Annotated in this window: 16 protein-coding genes; 10 read left to right on the top strand and 6 right to left on the bottom strand. The window is 72.0% G+C overall.

What is annotated here, in order from left to right; all coding sequences use genetic code 11:
* Nucleotides 1-83: 83 nt before the first annotated feature.
* Both AC1DT4_RS15280 and AC1DT4_RS15275 read right to left on the bottom strand, forming a co-directional pair.
* Nucleotides 84-866: a GNAT family N-acetyltransferase gene (locus AC1DT4_RS15280; protein WP_477090653.1), complete on the bottom strand. Its 783-nt coding sequence runs from the start codon at nucleotides 864-866 to the stop codon at nucleotides 84-86.
* Between the two features lie 43 nt (nucleotides 867-909).
* The gene (locus AC1DT4_RS15275; protein ID WP_477090652.1) at nucleotides 910-1,428 is read right to left on the bottom strand and encodes a CYTH domain-containing protein; all 519 of its coding nucleotides are present in this window, start codon (nucleotides 1,426-1,428) and stop codon (nucleotides 910-912) included.
* Nucleotides 1,429-1,494: 66 nt separating this feature from the next.
* Between AC1DT4_RS15275 and AC1DT4_RS15270 the strand changes: the two genes are divergently transcribed.
* The gene (locus AC1DT4_RS15270; protein WP_477090651.1) at nucleotides 1,495-2,550 is read left to right on the top strand and encodes an alpha/beta fold hydrolase; all 1,056 of its coding nucleotides are present in this window, start codon (nucleotides 1,495-1,497) and stop codon (nucleotides 2,548-2,550) included.
* A gap of 2 nt (nucleotides 2,551-2,552) precedes the next feature.
* Here AC1DT4_RS15270 and AC1DT4_RS15265 read toward each other — a convergent pair whose 3' ends face one another.
* Nucleotides 2,553-3,113 (bottom strand): dihydrofolate reductase family protein, encoded by a 561-nt coding sequence (locus AC1DT4_RS15265; RefSeq protein ID WP_477090650.1) that lies wholly within the window; start codon nucleotides 3,111-3,113, stop codon nucleotides 2,553-2,555.
* Between the two features lie 361 nt (nucleotides 3,114-3,474).
* Here AC1DT4_RS15265 and AC1DT4_RS15260 point away from each other — a divergent pair, with 361 nt between their 5' ends.
* From AC1DT4_RS15260 to AC1DT4_RS15245, 4 genes are all read left to right on the top strand, one after another.
* Entirely contained in the window at nucleotides 3,475-4,137 is a 663-nt protein-coding gene (locus tag AC1DT4_RS15260; protein WP_477090649.1) for a metal-dependent hydrolase, read from the top strand.
* A 103-nt stretch (nucleotides 4,138-4,240) separates the two neighbouring features.
* Complete coding sequence (locus tag AC1DT4_RS15255; RefSeq protein WP_477090648.1) at nucleotides 4,241-4,744, top strand: GNAT family N-acetyltransferase; 504 nt, start codon at nucleotides 4,241-4,243, stop codon at nucleotides 4,742-4,744.
* Between the two features lie 85 nt (nucleotides 4,745-4,829).
* Nucleotides 4,830-5,006: a hypothetical protein gene (locus tag AC1DT4_RS15250; protein WP_477090647.1), complete on the top strand. Its 177-nt coding sequence runs from the start codon at nucleotides 4,830-4,832 to the stop codon at nucleotides 5,004-5,006.
* 61 nt (nucleotides 5,007-5,067) lie between these two features.
* Nucleotides 5,068-5,475 carry a VOC family protein gene (locus AC1DT4_RS15245; RefSeq protein WP_477090646.1) on the top strand — a complete coding sequence of 136 codons (408 nt, stop codon included), beginning with the start codon at nucleotides 5,068-5,070 and terminating at the stop codon, nucleotides 5,473-5,475.
* Between the two features lie 60 nt (nucleotides 5,476-5,535).
* Here the strand turns inward: AC1DT4_RS15245 and AC1DT4_RS15240 are convergent, their stop codons facing one another.
* Nucleotides 5,536-5,985, bottom strand: a complete 450-nt coding sequence (locus tag AC1DT4_RS15240; protein ID WP_477090645.1) for an SRPBCC family protein — start codon at nucleotides 5,983-5,985, stop codon at nucleotides 5,536-5,538.
* A gap of 261 nt (nucleotides 5,986-6,246) precedes the next feature.
* Here AC1DT4_RS15240 and AC1DT4_RS15235 point away from each other — a divergent pair, with 261 nt between their 5' ends.
* A complete protein-coding gene (locus AC1DT4_RS15235) occupies nucleotides 6,247-7,170 on the top strand; it encodes a phosphotransferase family protein (protein ID WP_477090644.1) in 924 nt (307 codons plus the stop codon).
* Between the two features lie 10 nt (nucleotides 7,171-7,180).
* Here AC1DT4_RS15235 and AC1DT4_RS15230 read toward each other — a convergent pair whose 3' ends face one another.
* Nucleotides 7,181-8,056, bottom strand: a complete 876-nt coding sequence (locus AC1DT4_RS15230) for a helix-turn-helix transcriptional regulator (RefSeq protein ID WP_477090643.1) — start codon at nucleotides 8,054-8,056, stop codon at nucleotides 7,181-7,183.
* 117 nt (nucleotides 8,057-8,173) lie between these two features.
* Between AC1DT4_RS15230 and AC1DT4_RS15225 the strand changes: the two genes are divergently transcribed.
* Nucleotides 8,174-9,418, top strand: a complete 1,245-nt coding sequence (locus tag AC1DT4_RS15225; RefSeq protein WP_477090642.1) for a multidrug effflux MFS transporter — start codon at nucleotides 8,174-8,176, stop codon at nucleotides 9,416-9,418.
* A 26-nt stretch (nucleotides 9,419-9,444) separates the two neighbouring features.
* Nucleotides 9,445-10,464 carry a zinc-dependent alcohol dehydrogenase family protein gene (locus AC1DT4_RS15220; protein WP_477090641.1) on the top strand — a complete coding sequence of 340 codons (1,020 nt, stop codon included), beginning with the start codon at nucleotides 9,445-9,447 and terminating at the stop codon, nucleotides 10,462-10,464.
* 12 nt (nucleotides 10,465-10,476) lie between these two features.
* On the opposite strand, the gene AC1DT4_RS15215 is transcribed toward AC1DT4_RS15220, so the two are convergent.
* Nucleotides 10,477-10,914, bottom strand: coding sequence for a VOC family protein (locus tag AC1DT4_RS15215; RefSeq protein WP_477090640.1), 438 nt, complete (start codon nucleotides 10,912-10,914; stop codon nucleotides 10,477-10,479).
* 92 nt (nucleotides 10,915-11,006) lie between these two features.
* Between AC1DT4_RS15215 and AC1DT4_RS15210 the strand changes: the two genes are divergently transcribed.
* Complete coding sequence (locus AC1DT4_RS15210; RefSeq protein ID WP_477090639.1) at nucleotides 11,007-12,575, top strand: family 20 glycosylhydrolase; 1,569 nt, start codon at nucleotides 11,007-11,009, stop codon at nucleotides 12,573-12,575.
* A gap of 122 nt (nucleotides 12,576-12,697) precedes the next feature.
* Nucleotides 12,698-13,325 (top strand): ALF repeat-containing protein (locus AC1DT4_RS15205; protein WP_477090638.1); only part of this gene is annotated, 628 nt, incomplete at its 3' end.

Genomic DNA, 13,325 nt, shown 5'->3' with positions numbered 1-13,325 from the left:
CTGACAGGAGTGACTGGTGAGGCCGGCTTCGCAAGACCGTCGACCGGCGGTTCTCCACGACCGCATCGCCCCAGGTCCGATTCTCACGAGCGATGATTCCGAGCACCCGCTGGGGGTGGGGTCCACCTACCGAACCACTGCTCGGCGTCGTATGCCTCGAACCGCTCGACCTCGACAAACCCCAGCCTCGCTGCCAGGCGCATCGACGGCACGTTCGCGGTCTGGGTGATGAGGACGACGGCTTCACCGGGCAGTGCGCCAGCGAACCAGCTGAGTGCGGCCTCGCAGGCTTCGGTGGCGTATCCCCGTCCCCATGCCTCCGGGAGAAGGAGGTACCCAAGGTCCACGTGGCCGGCCGCCTGGCGAACCTCGTAGTCGACGTCCCGGCGTTCGAGCTGGACGATCCCGACCATTGCTCCGTCGAGGTCGATCACAAAATGACCGGGACGCCCCTGCGGAGCAGCTGGTAGCGCGCGTTCGACCGCCTCACGCGATCGGGATCCGCCCGTGTAGGTCCCGACCTTGGGTGAGGCGTAGAGCTCGACGAACGCCGCGCGATCGCGCCACCGGCGGGCGGAGCAGAAGTCGAGCGGTGGCGATCGGTCCGGCTGGCCACGTGACGTGCCCAAGGTCTGCCATGCCCCGACAGTACGGACGCGGCCCTGACGGTGCCCGCGATCCCGTGCACACGGCCCGTTCCTCCTTTGGCTGCCTGTCAGCAGGGAAGTCGTTCGGTCACGACCCGCCGCACGAGCCAAGTCGATCTGTCGTGCGTCTCGACATCCGCCTTCGGCCACAAGCCTCGTCGGGGCTGGACCTCGGTTCGGCTGGACCCGGCACGGGGACAGGGCGAGGCTGCGGACCATGACGACGCCGCCCGGCGGCCCCGAGCTCCGCACCTCTGGACGCTCAGCGCCGTCTGAGCAGAAGCTCCGAGGCCGCCCGGAGCACCTCCGCAGGGTCGGTAGCGACGAGTCGACCTCCGGTGAACCGTTCGTCCGCCGTGACCTCGACCAGACCGGCCGGCACAGCCAGCGCCGCCGCGTGCTCGTCGTCGAGGAACTCCGCCTCGGCCAGGACGAGGCCGGTGAGCGGGCCGTCGAACACGTCGTACCCGAGAGGTGGCACGGACAGCCGGCGCTTGACCAGCTCCCGCGCCGGGAGCGCGGCCAGGACCGCGTACTCGTCCTCGGACAGGTAGACAGTGGTGAGGGTGCCCCACGGGCGCCCGGGGAGCTTCTGCGTCAGCTTGAGGGACGTGGAGGCGGTGTCGTCGCCGATGGGTGTGCTGCGACGCAACCGTAAGCGCGTGCCGTCCACGTAGCGGTCGACGAGCAGACGTTCGGCGACGACACCGCGCTGGGGCGGTTCTGGTGCGAGGAACCGGCGCTCGCGCTCGACCAGGGCGTACGCCGACGTCTCGACCACGGGTCGATCCTGCCGCACCGGCCCCGGTGGATGCGGCGCGGCCGTCCGACCTGCGAATCTCCAGCCATGACAGTCGCCTCCGCCGAGCCCGAACCGACGACGAAGACACCGAGACGACGACGGAGATGGACGAGGCGGCTGCTGCGCGGCGTCGTCGTGGCGGTCGCGGGCGTGGTCGCGCTGATCCTCCTGCTGACCGGCATCAACCAGGCGGCGAACGCCCTCGGCCTGGCGCGGCTCGACGTTCCCGGCGAGCTGGTGGAGGTGGAGGGCGGTAGCCGGATGCACGTCTACTCGCGTGCGGAGCACCCCGGCGAGCCCACCCTCGTCTTCCTGGCCGGCATGGGTCTGGGCAGCTCCTACTACGAGCTCAAGAGCGTCTGGGAGCCTCTCTCCGAGGACGTCAACATCGCGACCGTGGACTATCTCGGCTACGGCTTCTCCGACTCGACGCAGAGGGAGCGGACGAACCAGAACGTCGCTACCGAGGTCCACGATGCGCTGCACGGCGCCGGCGTGCAGGGGCCCTACGTGCTGGTGGCGCACTCCATCGGTGGCCTGTACGGGCTGGAGTTCGCCGAGCTCTACCCGGACGAGGTGGCCGGCTTCGTGGGCCTGGACAGCACCTCGCCCGGCCAGATGGCTCCCGAGGACTACGAGGGCGATCTGTCCGCGGACGGCGGCCTGGACCCGATGATGACCGTCGCGAGATTCGTCGGCCTGGTGCGCGTGGACCACTGGATCAACGGCGACGACTCGAGCCTCCTGCCCGCCAACCCGCTGCTCGACCGGACGGAGCAGGAGCGCGACTGGCTGCTCGACAACACGAAGCTGGACCTGCGCCTGCTCGACAACGAGTCGAGCTGGTCGATGCGGAACGACCTCGCGCTCGCGGGGCACCGCTTCGACGACGCGATCCCCACGCTGATGATCCTCGCCCAGGACTCCGTCGAGCTCGCCCAGGAGTTCGGCATGCCGGACTGGGTCGAGACCCACGAGGCCGTCGCGAGCGAGCACCCGGACAGCAGGATCGCGATCCTCGACGGTGCGCACCTGATCTACCAGGACGCGCCGGACGACGTCGTCGCGGAGATCCGGGAGTTCCTCGCCGCGACCCAGTGACCTCAGGACCGGGCGGGGACGTACCGGAGCAGGACGACGCCCGAGACGAAACGACGGGACTCCTCGAGGTCCAGTCGCGCGGCGCCGGACCCGTCGAACAGGCGTCGACCCCCGTCGGCGACGGCCGGGTGGACGAACAGCCGGTACTCGTCGACGACGCCGGAGCTGATGAGGTCGTGCACGACGCTGACGCTGCCGGTCGCCACGACGTCGGCGCCGGGTGCGGCCCGCAGCCGGGACACCTCGTCGGCGAGCGGACCTCGCAGGACGACGCTGTTCTCCCATCCGGGGTCGTCCATCGTGGAGGACACGACGTACTTGGTGACCCGGTTGAGCTGCGCGGTGATGCCCGTCGTGTCGTCGGTCTGCTGCGGCCAGTAGGCGCGGAAGTCCTCGAACGTGCGCCGCCCGAGCAGCATCGCGTCGCACGTCGCGTCCTGCCGCCGCAGCTCCGCCTCGAGCTCGACGTCGTGCGCGCCGTCGGCGCCGGCCGGGCGGAACCAGTCGTCGGAGAGGTCGACGACGCCGTCGAGGGTGATGTTCTGGGTGACCACGAGTCGCATGGATCGTCCTTCCGTGGGTGTGCCTCTCCACGGTGCCACCCCGGCGCCGGCCGCGGGGCGTCTCGACTCGATTCCCGCTGTGCGGCTCTCGTAGATTCAGGGCGAGGACCCGACGCAGGCCGACCCGGGCCAGCCCTGACGAAAAGACCAGCCCATGGCCCTGCCCACGTCCGACACGATCGTCACGTACCCGGACGGCGCGACGTCCTCGACCGGGACGGTGCTCCACGTCGAACCGCTCGACGACGAACGATCCGCGGTCCTCCTCGACACGACCGCTTTCCACCCCGTCGACAGCGCGTGGCCTGACCAGCCCGCCGACCGCGGCACTCTGGCCACCGCCCAGGGCACGACACCGGTCATGGACGCCGTCACCGGTGGGATCCATGACGGCCGGCTGCACCTCGGCGCGGACCTGCCCGTCCGCACCGGAACAGAGGGATGGATCTTCGTCGTCGCGCACGTCGTCGAGGGACCACCCCCCGTCGTCGGTGACTCGGTGCAGATCGATGTCGACCAGAGCTTCCGCGCTGCCCTGTCCGCCGCACACACCGCGTGCCATCTCGCCTCGCTCGCGCTCGATGCGGCACTGGCGTCGGCGTGGACCAAGGACGCGCCCACCGATGCGCTGGGCAATCCCGCGTTCGACTCGCTCGCCATCCAACGCTCGCGCATCAGCCCGTACCGATCCACGGACACCTACCGCATCGGAAAGTCGCTGCGTCGCAAGGGATTCACCCCTGGCGCTCTCTCTGATCCCTCGGCCGTCGCACAACGCGTCAACGCCCAGCTCGAGCCATGGATCGCGGCGGGCGGTGCGGTACGCATCGAGCGCGACGACGACACGCTCTCCGGCCGGCGCGCCTGGGTCTGCGAGCTGCCCGACAGCCTGACCGACATCCCCTGCGGCGGCACGCACGTCCGGGACCTTGGTGGACTCGCGAGCGTCACCACATCACTGGCCACCCGCGAGATCGACGGCGGGCTCGAGCTGGTCATGGAGGCGGTCGTGACCGCCCGCTGAGCAGCCGGCGCGGACCGGCGCATATCCGCTTCGGCTCCACGGCACCCGGCCCTACGCTGCGAGGCGCGTCCGAGCAGGCGCGCCCCGCGAGCCGGAGACGACGGTGCTGATCCGACCCGAACGCCCCGACGATGTCGACGCCATCGATCGGCTGACCATCGCCGCCTTCGAGCCGCAGTGGTTCAGCGACGGGTCCGAGGCGCCGATCCTCCGGTCGCTGCGCGCGTCCGGCGACCTGACTCTCTCGCTCGTGACCGAGGACGACGGCGATGTCGTCGGGCATGTCGCGTTCTCTCCCGTGACGATCGACGGGTCGCACGACGGCTGGTTCGGGCTGGGACCCATCTCCGTCCGGCTGGATCGGCAACGGCGGGGTATCGGTCGGGCACTCGTCGACGAGGGTCTGCGCCGGCTCCGTGACCGCGGGGCGCGCGGCTGCGCGCTGATCGGCGACCCGAACATCTACGGACGGATGGGTTTCACGGGCGGCGGTCCGCTGTCGCACCGAGGCCTTGACCCCGCCGTCGTCCAGCACGTCACCTTCTCGGGCCCAGAGCCGCGGGGCGAGCTGCGGTTCGCGCCTGCGTTCGATGCCGCGGGTCACTGACCTCCGGATGGCGCAGCACAGGGCGGGCGATGACGATGGGACGAACCTGGTCCGCGACGGTCCGGGCACGGCAGGAGGGGCGACCATGAGCGACACACCGCAGGACCCGCACGCCGGGGTGCAGGAAGGCGGCTACGGGTTCCCGAGCCTCGAGCAGGAGGTCACCCCCGAGGTGCTGCACCCTGGTGCCGAGTCTGGCGAGGGCGAACCGACGCCCGACGAGATCGTGGAGGAGCCGCCGGCGGGCGAGCCGACCGACTGAACGACCGCGGCCGTCGAGCGCCTGTTGCGGCCGGTGCCCTGCGCGTGCAAGCGTCGGAATCATGGGTGACGAGCATGTCGCTGCGGCCTTGTACGGCTACCTCAGCTATCGGGACGCTCCCGCAGCGATCGCGTGGCTCGAGGCCCTCGGTTTCCGGGTCGTGACTCGTCAGGACGGGCCCGACGGCACGGTCCAGCACGCCGAGCTGCGGCTCGATCGCGCGGTCGTGATGGTGGCGAGCTTCGACCAGGGCGACGAGACGCCAGGACTCCACGACAGATCGGTGGGCCGGGGCTTCTATCTCCACACCGATCGAGTCGAGGACCTGTACGACAAGGCGGTCGCCGCGGGCGGCCGGTCGGTGTTCCCACCCGAGAACACCGAGTGGGGATCGCGGCGCGCGCGCGTTCTCGACCCCGGCGGTCACGAGTGGTCGTTCGGCTCCTACGAGCCCGGAATCGCGTGGTAGCACCGGACGCGACGACGCCGGCCCGTCAGAGACTCACGAGCCGGCGTCGTCGCGGAGCGGTCAGCCGATGTCGCCGCGCCAGGCGCCGGTCTCGGAGCCGCGCTCGACGATGAACGTGCGGAACCTCTCGAGGTCGGCCTTGACCTGCCGGTCGTCGACGCCGACCGCAGCGCCGATCTTCTCGACGGCCGACTCGGGCTGCCAGTCGATCCGTGCGGCCACCCGGGTGCGGGTCTCGTCCAGCTTCTCGAACGTGACGGCGCCCGCGTGGGTCGTGCCGTCGACGCTCCGCCAGGCGACGCGCTGGTCGGGATGCTGGTCGACGATCTCGGCGTCGAACTCACGCGTCACGCCGCCGATCGAGGTCGTCCAGTGCGTCAGCCGGTCGCTGACCTGCCTGACCTCGTCGACTCCGCCCATGAACCGCGGGAACTCCTCGAACTGGGTCCACTGGTCGTAGACGGTCCGGATCGGGGCCTCGACGTCGACGGTCTGCTCGATGGTAGCCATGCCGTTCTCCTCCTTCGTGGGGTGGGGATTCGGTCCTTCGACGCTACGAAGCGATCGGCGTGCTCGCACGTCGGGACCGGGTGATCACCCAGAAGGGCTACGTCCACCGTCAGGCGTTGACCTCGAGGTAGGTCGTCAGCGAGCTCTCGATCGCCGAGAGCCGCGAGGCCTTGGACCGGACGTCGTCGCGCAGACGACTGACAGGCGTGAGGTTCCTCGACCGAGGTCGGTCCTCGGCCGGGGCGTCCTATCGTGCTGCGGGTGGATCTCGCACATCTCGGCGCGCCGACGGGGCCGATGACCCGCGTCCACGGCGGGTTCGCCCACCGGACGTTCCGGCTCGACACCGACCGGGGGTCGTTCGCGGTGAAGGAGCTGAACCTCGACGACCGCCGCTCGATCTCCCCGGTCGAGCACGTGTTCCGGTTCGAGCGGGCCGCCTTCGCGGCAGGCATCCCGATGCCCGAGCCGATCTCGGCGAGCCCGGGCCTGCTCGTCCACCGCTGGGTCGAGGCCGAGCTGGTGCCCGAGGCGCCGGTGTCACCGGCCTACGGGTTCGAGATCGGTGGGATCCTCGCGCGCATGCACGCGCTCGACGTCGCGTGGACGCCGGTGGTGAGTGACGACCGCCCGGCACGGGACTGGTCCGAGCTCGCCGAGCGCGCGTCCGCGACCGGACAGCCGTGGGCCGACGAGCTCACCTCGCAGGCCGGGACGCTCCTCGCGATCGCTCAGCTCGTCCACACCTGCGAGCGCCCGGGACCCGTCGTGCTGACCCACCGGGACATCCACCCGTGGAACCTGCTCGCTCGGGAGGGCCGGCCGGTGGTGCTCGACTGGGAGCTCTCGGGGATGCTCGACCTGTCCGGCGAGCTCGGCTCGACCGCGCTGAGCCTGGCGAAGGGACCCGGGTTCGACGACCTCGACCCCGCCGCCTTCCGCTCGGTCCTCGACGGCTACGTCGCCGCGGGCGGGGCGCTCCCGCCACCGGGTCCCAGCTGGTTCGCGCACACGGTCGGCGGCTGGTTGGGGCACACGCGGTGGAACGTCCTGCGCTGCCTCGCGGGTGCGCAGACGGACGCCGGCCCCGACCTCACGCTCTCGCACGAGGTCGTGATCGACGGACTGCGCGGTCTTCCCGACCTGTACGGACGCCTCGACGAGCTGCAGGCGCTGCTCCTGTAGCCGTACCCCCTTACGACACGGCACCGGCGTGGGCCGGGTCGGCGGCCCACGACGCGAGCAGGCGGAGGCGGTCGGCCGAGGGTGAGCCGGGTTCGGCGGTGTACACGAGCAGCACCTGACCGGGCTCGGCGGTGATGGCGAGCTCCTCGTAGGCGAGCGTGAGCTCGCCGACCACGGGGTGGTGGAACCGTTTGGTCCCGGCGCCGTGGGTGCGGACGTCGTGTGCGCCCCACAGCCGGCGGAACGCGTCGCTGCGGGTCGACAGCTCACCGACGAGGTCCTGCAACGCCTTGTCGTGCGGGTCGCGCCCGGCCTCGGCGCGCATGATCGCGACGCACATCTCGGCGAACAGGTCCCAGTCGGGGTAGAAGTCGCGCGCGGCAGGATCGAGGAACTGGAACCGCGCCAGGTTCGGCGTGCGGCCGCCGTCACCGATGACAGGCGAGTAGAAGGCCCGGCCCAGCGCGTTGGTCGCCAGCAGGTCCTGCCGCTGGTCGCGGACGAACGCGACCCCGTCGGTGATGGCCGAGAGCGCCCACTGGAGGCTGGGCCGCGGCGTCGACGACCGGGCCACCCGGCGGCGTGGTCTGCCCGAGGACGGGATGCCGTCGGCGGCGCGGGCGAGGTCGAAAAGGTGCGCGCGCTCGGTGTCGTCGAGCTGCAACGCGCGCGCCACGGCATCGAGGACCGACGCCGACGCACCGCCGATCGCGCCGCGCTCGAGCTTGGCGTAGTACTCCACGCTCACCCCGGCCAGGGCCGCGACCTCGCTGCGCCGCAGGCCCGCGACCCGCCGGTTGGTCCCCGCGACGACGCCGGCGGCGTCCGGCGTGACCTTGGCGCGCCGCGTCATGAGGAACTCGCGCACGTCCGCTCGGTTGTCCATGGTTCCGACGGTAGGCCGGGTGGCGCTCAGGAGGGAGTCCGTGCGGTGGGGTGTACCGCCGGTACACCCCACGTCAGGGACTCCCCGGCGCCCGAGCCGTCCGGTTGCCTGGTGGACATGCCCCCACAGTCCCGACCCTCACGCCTGGACCCGACCCGCCACCTGCCGACGCTCCTGCTGCTCATGACGGTGTTCGGTCCGATCTCGATGGACCTGTACCTGCCCGCGCTGCCGGCCCTCACGGCCGAGCTCGGCGCGGCGACGTCGACCGCGCAGCTCACCGTGACGGCGTGCCTGGTCGGCCTGGCCCTCGGCCAGCTGGTCGCCGGGCCGCTCTCCGACCGGCTCGGGCGGCGACCCGTCCTGCTGGTCGGCGTGGTGGCGTACGTCGCCACGTCGCTGCTGTGCGCCGCGAGCCCGAGCGTCGAGCTGCTGATCCTGGCCCGGTTGGTGCAGGGGCTGGCCGGTGGGGTCGGCATCGTCATCGCGCAGGCCGCCGGCCGGGATGTGCTCAGCGGCGACCGGTTGATGCGGTTCTACGGGCAGCTGACGGTCGTCGGCGGGCTCGCCGCCGTCGTCGGTCCGCTGGCCGGCGGGCAGCTGACGACGCTCACCGACTGGCGCGGGATGTTCGTCGTCCTGGCCGCGGTGGGGGTCGTCCTGCTCCTCGCCGTCCTGGCGCTGTTCCCGGAGACCTTGCCGGTGGGCAGGCGGACCTCCGGCGGGTTCGCGCAGACGGCCCGGGACTACCGCCTGCTGCTGGCTGACCGGACGTACCTGGGTGCCGTGCTCAGCCAGGGGTTCGTCTACGCGGCGTTGTTCGCCTACCTCGCCGGCGCCACCTACGTGCTGCAGGGCATCTACGGCCTGTCCCCGCAGGGCTATGCGCTCGCGTTCGGCCTCAACTCCGCCGGCTACATGGTCTTCGGCCACCTCGCTGGCCGCGCCTCGGCCCGGTGGGGGGCTCGTCCCACCCTGCTGGTCGGGACGGCGGCCGCCGGCGTGGGCGCCGCCGGCCTGCTGCTCGCCGGCCTGACCGCGGTCCCCGTCGGGGTGGTCGTCGTCGCGCTGTTCGTGCTCGCCTCGGGCGTCGCGTTCAGCTCACCTCCCGCCACGACCCTGGCCCTGACCGGGTACCCGCAGATCGCCGGCACCGCCTCGTCGCTGCTCGGCATGGTCCGCTTCGGCTTCGGCGGGATCGCGGCACCGCTCGTCGGCGTCGCCGGTGCCGCCAGCATCCTGCCGCTGGGCGTCGTCACCGTCACGTCCCTGCTGCTGGCCGCCGGAACCTTCCTGGCCCTGACCACCCGACCCCGCGCGGGTCGGCCCACCCCACCCGCTGTCGCGCTCGACGCGCGGTAGCACCCCGACAGAGAGGCACCACCACCATGCGCGCAGTCGTCATGTACGCCCCGGGCGACGTCCGGGTCGACGAGACCGAGCGGCCGACGATCGTCGAGCCGACCGACGCCCTCATCAAGCTGTCCGCCACCTGCATCTGTGGGTCCGACCTGTGGCCGTACCGCGGTGCCGACGACGTCGACCACCAGCCGATGGGCCACGAGTACGTCGGCGTCGTCGACGAGATCGGCTCGGCCGTCCGGACGCTCGCCGTCGGCGACTTCGTCGTCGGGACCTTCTTCTCGTCGGACAACACCTGCGAGATCTGCCGGGCCGGCTACCAGACCCACTGCGTGCACCGCGGCCCCGGTGCGGTCCCCGGTGCCCAGGCGGAGTACGCCCGGATCCCGCACGCCGACGGCACGCTCGTCGCCACGCCCGGGATGCCCGACGACGACCTGATCCCGTCGTTGCTCGCGGCCTCCGACGTGCTGGGGACCGGGTGGTTCGCCGCCGTCGCCGCCGAGGTCGGGCCGGGCAAGACGGTCGCCGTCGTGGGTGATGGCGCGGTCGGCCTGCTCGGCGTGCTCGCCGCCAAGCAGCTGGGAGCGGAGCGCATCATCGCGATGTCGCGCCACGCCGACCGGCAGGCCCTGGCCCGCGACTTCGGCGCGACCGACATCGTCGAGGAGCGCGGCGACGACGGCGTGGCCCGGATCAAGGAGCTCACCGGCGGCCTCGGCGCGCACTCCACGATCGAGGCCGTCGGCACCCAGGAGTCGATGATGCAGGCCATCCGCGCCACCCGGGCCGGGGGGCACGTGGGCTACGTCGGCGTCGCCCACGACGTCGCGCTGCCCGGCGAGGAGCTGTTCTTCTCGGGGGTGCACCTGCACGGCGGTCCCGCTCCCGTGCGCCGCTTCCTGCCCGAGCTCATCCGCCTCATCTGGGACCGGACCATCGACCCGGGAAAGGTCTTCGACCTCACCCTGCCGCTCGAGAAGGCGGCCGAGGGGTACCAGGCGATGGACGAGCGCCGCGCCACCAAGGTCCTGCTCACCCTCTGAAAGGCGACCCGTCTACGACTTCGTCAGCTCCTCGGCGAGCATCAGGAGGATGCCGCTCGGGCCGCGGAGATAGGTGAGCTTGTAGACGTCCTCGTACGTGGCCACGCCGCGGAGCGGTCGGTACCCGTGCCTCGCGGCGATCTCGAGGGCCTCGTCGATGTCGTCGACGGAGAAGGCGACGCGGTGCATGCCGATCTCGTTGGGCAGGGTGGGCTCGGTCTCGATCGCCTCGGGATGGATGTACTCGAAGAGCTCGAGGCGACCGTGGCCGTCGGGCGTCTGGAGCATCGCGATCCTGGCGTGGTTGCCGTCGAGGCCGACGGCCGTGTCGGTCCACTCGCCGCTGACGGTGTCACGGCCGAGGACGGTGAGACCGAGGTCGGTGAAGAAGGCGATCGTGGCGTCGAGGTCGCGGACGGCGATGCCGACGTTCTCCAGCTTGATGGGCATGGGATCGATGCTAACGAGCCGGTCCGACCAGACCGGAGTGGGGCACGGGGGGCGCCCTGACCTGCAAGACTCGCCCGCGGACAGGAGGTCGGATGGCGCGCCGGGGTGCTGCTGCGGGGATCTGGGTGGTTCTGGTCGCGACCCTGATGGCGCTCACGGCGTGCACCCGGCCGGCGGAGCCGTCGCCAGCCCCGCAGGCCGTCGGCCCGAGCGTCGTGCCGCGTCCGGTCGAGCTGACGCCGGCCGACGGTGGGCCCTTCGAGCTCGCCGCCGGTGTCGCGGTCGCAGCCGACCCGGCGCTGGCCGGACCCGCCGCCGTGCTCGCCGAGCTGGTGCACGACGACACCGGGATCGAGGTGGGCGTCGCGGCGGCCGCCGCCGCCATCCGGCTGACGGTCGACCCCGAGGTCGGCGGCATCGACGGCTACCGGCTGCACGTCGACGAGGACGGCATCGAGATCGCCGCGGCCGAGCCGGCGGGAGCGTTCGCGGCGGTACAGACGCTGCGGCAGCTGGTGCCGCTCGGCGACCCGGGTGCCGCGCGCGAGGTTCCGGCCGTGGACGTGCGCGACCACGCGAGGTTCGCCTACCGGGGCGCGATGCTCGACGTGGCGCGCCACTTCTTCGGTGTCGACGACGTCGAGCGCTACATCGACGACATCGCGCTGCTCAAGGTCAACCACCTGCACCTGCACCTGACCGACGACCAGGGCTGGCGGATCGCGATCGGCTCGTGGCCGCGGCTCACCGAGGTCGGCGCCGCCAACGCCGTCGACGGCGACCCGGGCGGCTTCTACACGCAGGACGACTACCGCGCGATCGTCTCCTACGCGGCGGCGCGGGGCGTGACGATCGTCCCCGAGATCGACCTGCCCGGGCACACGAACGCCGCGCTGGCGTCCTCCCCGGAGCTGAACCCCGACGGCAAGGCCGTCCCGGCGTACAGCGGCATCGAGGTCGGCTTCAGCACGCTCGACCCTGCCAGTGAGACGACGTACCGGTTCGTCGCGGACGTGCTCGGCGAGGTCGCCGCGCTCACGCCCGGTCCGTACCTGCACATCGGTGGCGACGAGTCCCGCGCCACGACGGATGAGCAGTACGCGACGTTCGTGACCCGCGCCGCTCAGATCGCCGCGGACACCGGCAAGACGGTGGTCGGCTGGCACGAGATCGCCGACGCCGGCCCGCTGCCGCCCGGGTCGGTGGGCCAGTACTGGAGCTACGTCCGCCCGGAGACGAGGGCGCTGGCCGAGCGGCTGCGGTCGTTCGTCGACGACGGTGGCCGACTGATCATGTCCCCGGCCGACGTCGCGTACCTCGACATGAAGTACGACGCGTCGTCACCCCACGGGTTGCAGTGGGCGCGGGGGTACACCGACGTGGCGGAGGCGTACGGGTGGGACCCCGCGGCGATCCTCGACGGCACGAGCGAGGACGACCTGCTGGGCGTCGAGGCCCCGCTGTGGACCGAGACGCTGCGGACGATCGAGGAGGTCGAGTCGATGGCGTTCCCGCGCCTCGCGGCGATCGCCGAGATCGGCTGGACGCCGCAGGGCGACCGTCACCTGGACGACTTCGAGCTCCGGCTCTCGGTCCTCGGCGAGCGATGGGATGCCGCCGGGGTCGCGTTCACGAAGGTCGAGTACGTCGCCTGGCGATGACGTCGTCGAGCCGACCCGCAACCGGGCAGACCCGCGCACGGCGCGACCGGTAGGGTCTGCGAGGCTGGGGGGCGCCGCGCGTGCCGTCGATCTCAGCGGGGTCGACGACAAGGAGTGTTCTGGTGCGTCAGTGGTTGCGCTCGCTCGGGTTGGCTGCGCTGCAGTCCATGGCTGGCCTCGGGGCCGGTGCGATGTCGGCAGCCGCGGCGGATCCCGTCGCCGACTTCCGGGCCTTCGTCGAGGCGGGGTTCCACGGGACGTCGGACCCGGAGTACCGCGCATGGGCGGAGGTCTTGGCGACGAACCCGGACGGCCCGGCGACGCGTCAGGCGGCGACGGACGCGTTGGCAGGGACCGTCGTGGACCTGCGGGCCTTCGTCGACGGGGGCTATCTCGCTGCGTGGTACGCCGACGAGCGTCTGCGGGTAGCGCGCGTCCTTGCTGCGGCGACCGGACCTGCGGTCACCGCCGGTGCGCAGGCGGCGCTCGCGAGCAGTGATCCCGTCGCACCCTCGACGTTCCTCTCGACCGGCCTGCCGTTGGCGCAGTACGCCGACGACCGGCTCGCGGCTGCGACGATGCTGACCGGTGGCGTCAACAACAGCGGCCCCGCGCTCGACGCGGCCGCGCAGGCAGCGCTGGCGGGCACCGCGGCCGACCTTCGGACCTTCCTGCTCACGGGCCAGTTCGCGGCCCGTGCGCTCGACGCCGCCGCGGTCGCGCCCGCCGCGCCGGCCGACCCCCCGGCTG

The organism is Cellulomonas sp. P4_D11 (assembly GCF_056401915.1).
Note: the sequence above shows the minus strand (reverse complement) of the source record. Positions and strands in the feature narration are given on the sequence as shown.

Bases quoted from the DNA above. Each gene is read 5' to 3' on its own strand.
- AC1DT4_RS15280 (WP_477090653.1), bottom strand. From the start codon at position 866: ATGGTCCGCAGCCTCGCCCTGTCCCCGTGCCGGGTCCAGCCGAACCGA.
- AC1DT4_RS15270 (WP_477090651.1), top strand. From the start codon at position 1,495: ATGACAGTCGCCTCCGCCGAGCCCGAACCGACGACGAAGACACCGAGA.
- AC1DT4_RS15265 (WP_477090650.1), bottom strand. From the start codon at position 3,113: ATGCGACTCGTGGTCACCCAGAACATCACCCTCGACGGCGTCGTCGAC.
- AC1DT4_RS15260 (WP_477090649.1), top strand. From the start codon at position 3,475: ATGGACGCCGTCACCGGTGGGATCCATGACGGCCGGCTGCACCTCGGC.
- AC1DT4_RS15250 (WP_477090647.1), top strand. From the start codon at position 4,830: ATGAGCGACACACCGCAGGACCCGCACGCCGGGGTGCAGGAAGGCGGC.
- AC1DT4_RS15245 (WP_477090646.1), top strand. From the start codon at position 5,068: ATGGGTGACGAGCATGTCGCTGCGGCCTTGTACGGCTACCTCAGCTAT.
- AC1DT4_RS15240 (WP_477090645.1), bottom strand. From the start codon at position 5,985: ATGGCTACCATCGAGCAGACCGTCGACGTCGAGGCCCCGATCCGGACC.
- AC1DT4_RS15230 (WP_477090643.1), bottom strand. From the start codon at position 8,056: ATGGACAACCGAGCGGACGTGCGCGAGTTCCTCATGACGCGGCGCGCC.
- AC1DT4_RS15225 (WP_477090642.1), top strand. From the start codon at position 8,174: ATGCCCCCACAGTCCCGACCCTCACGCCTGGACCCGACCCGCCACCTG.
- AC1DT4_RS15220 (WP_477090641.1), top strand. From the start codon at position 9,445: ATGCGCGCAGTCGTCATGTACGCCCCGGGCGACGTCCGGGTCGACGAG.
- AC1DT4_RS15215 (WP_477090640.1), bottom strand. From the start codon at position 10,914: ATGCCCATCAAGCTGGAGAACGTCGGCATCGCCGTCCGCGACCTCGAC.
- AC1DT4_RS15210 (WP_477090639.1), top strand. From the start codon at position 11,007: ATGGCGCGCCGGGGTGCTGCTGCGGGGATCTGGGTGGTTCTGGTCGCG.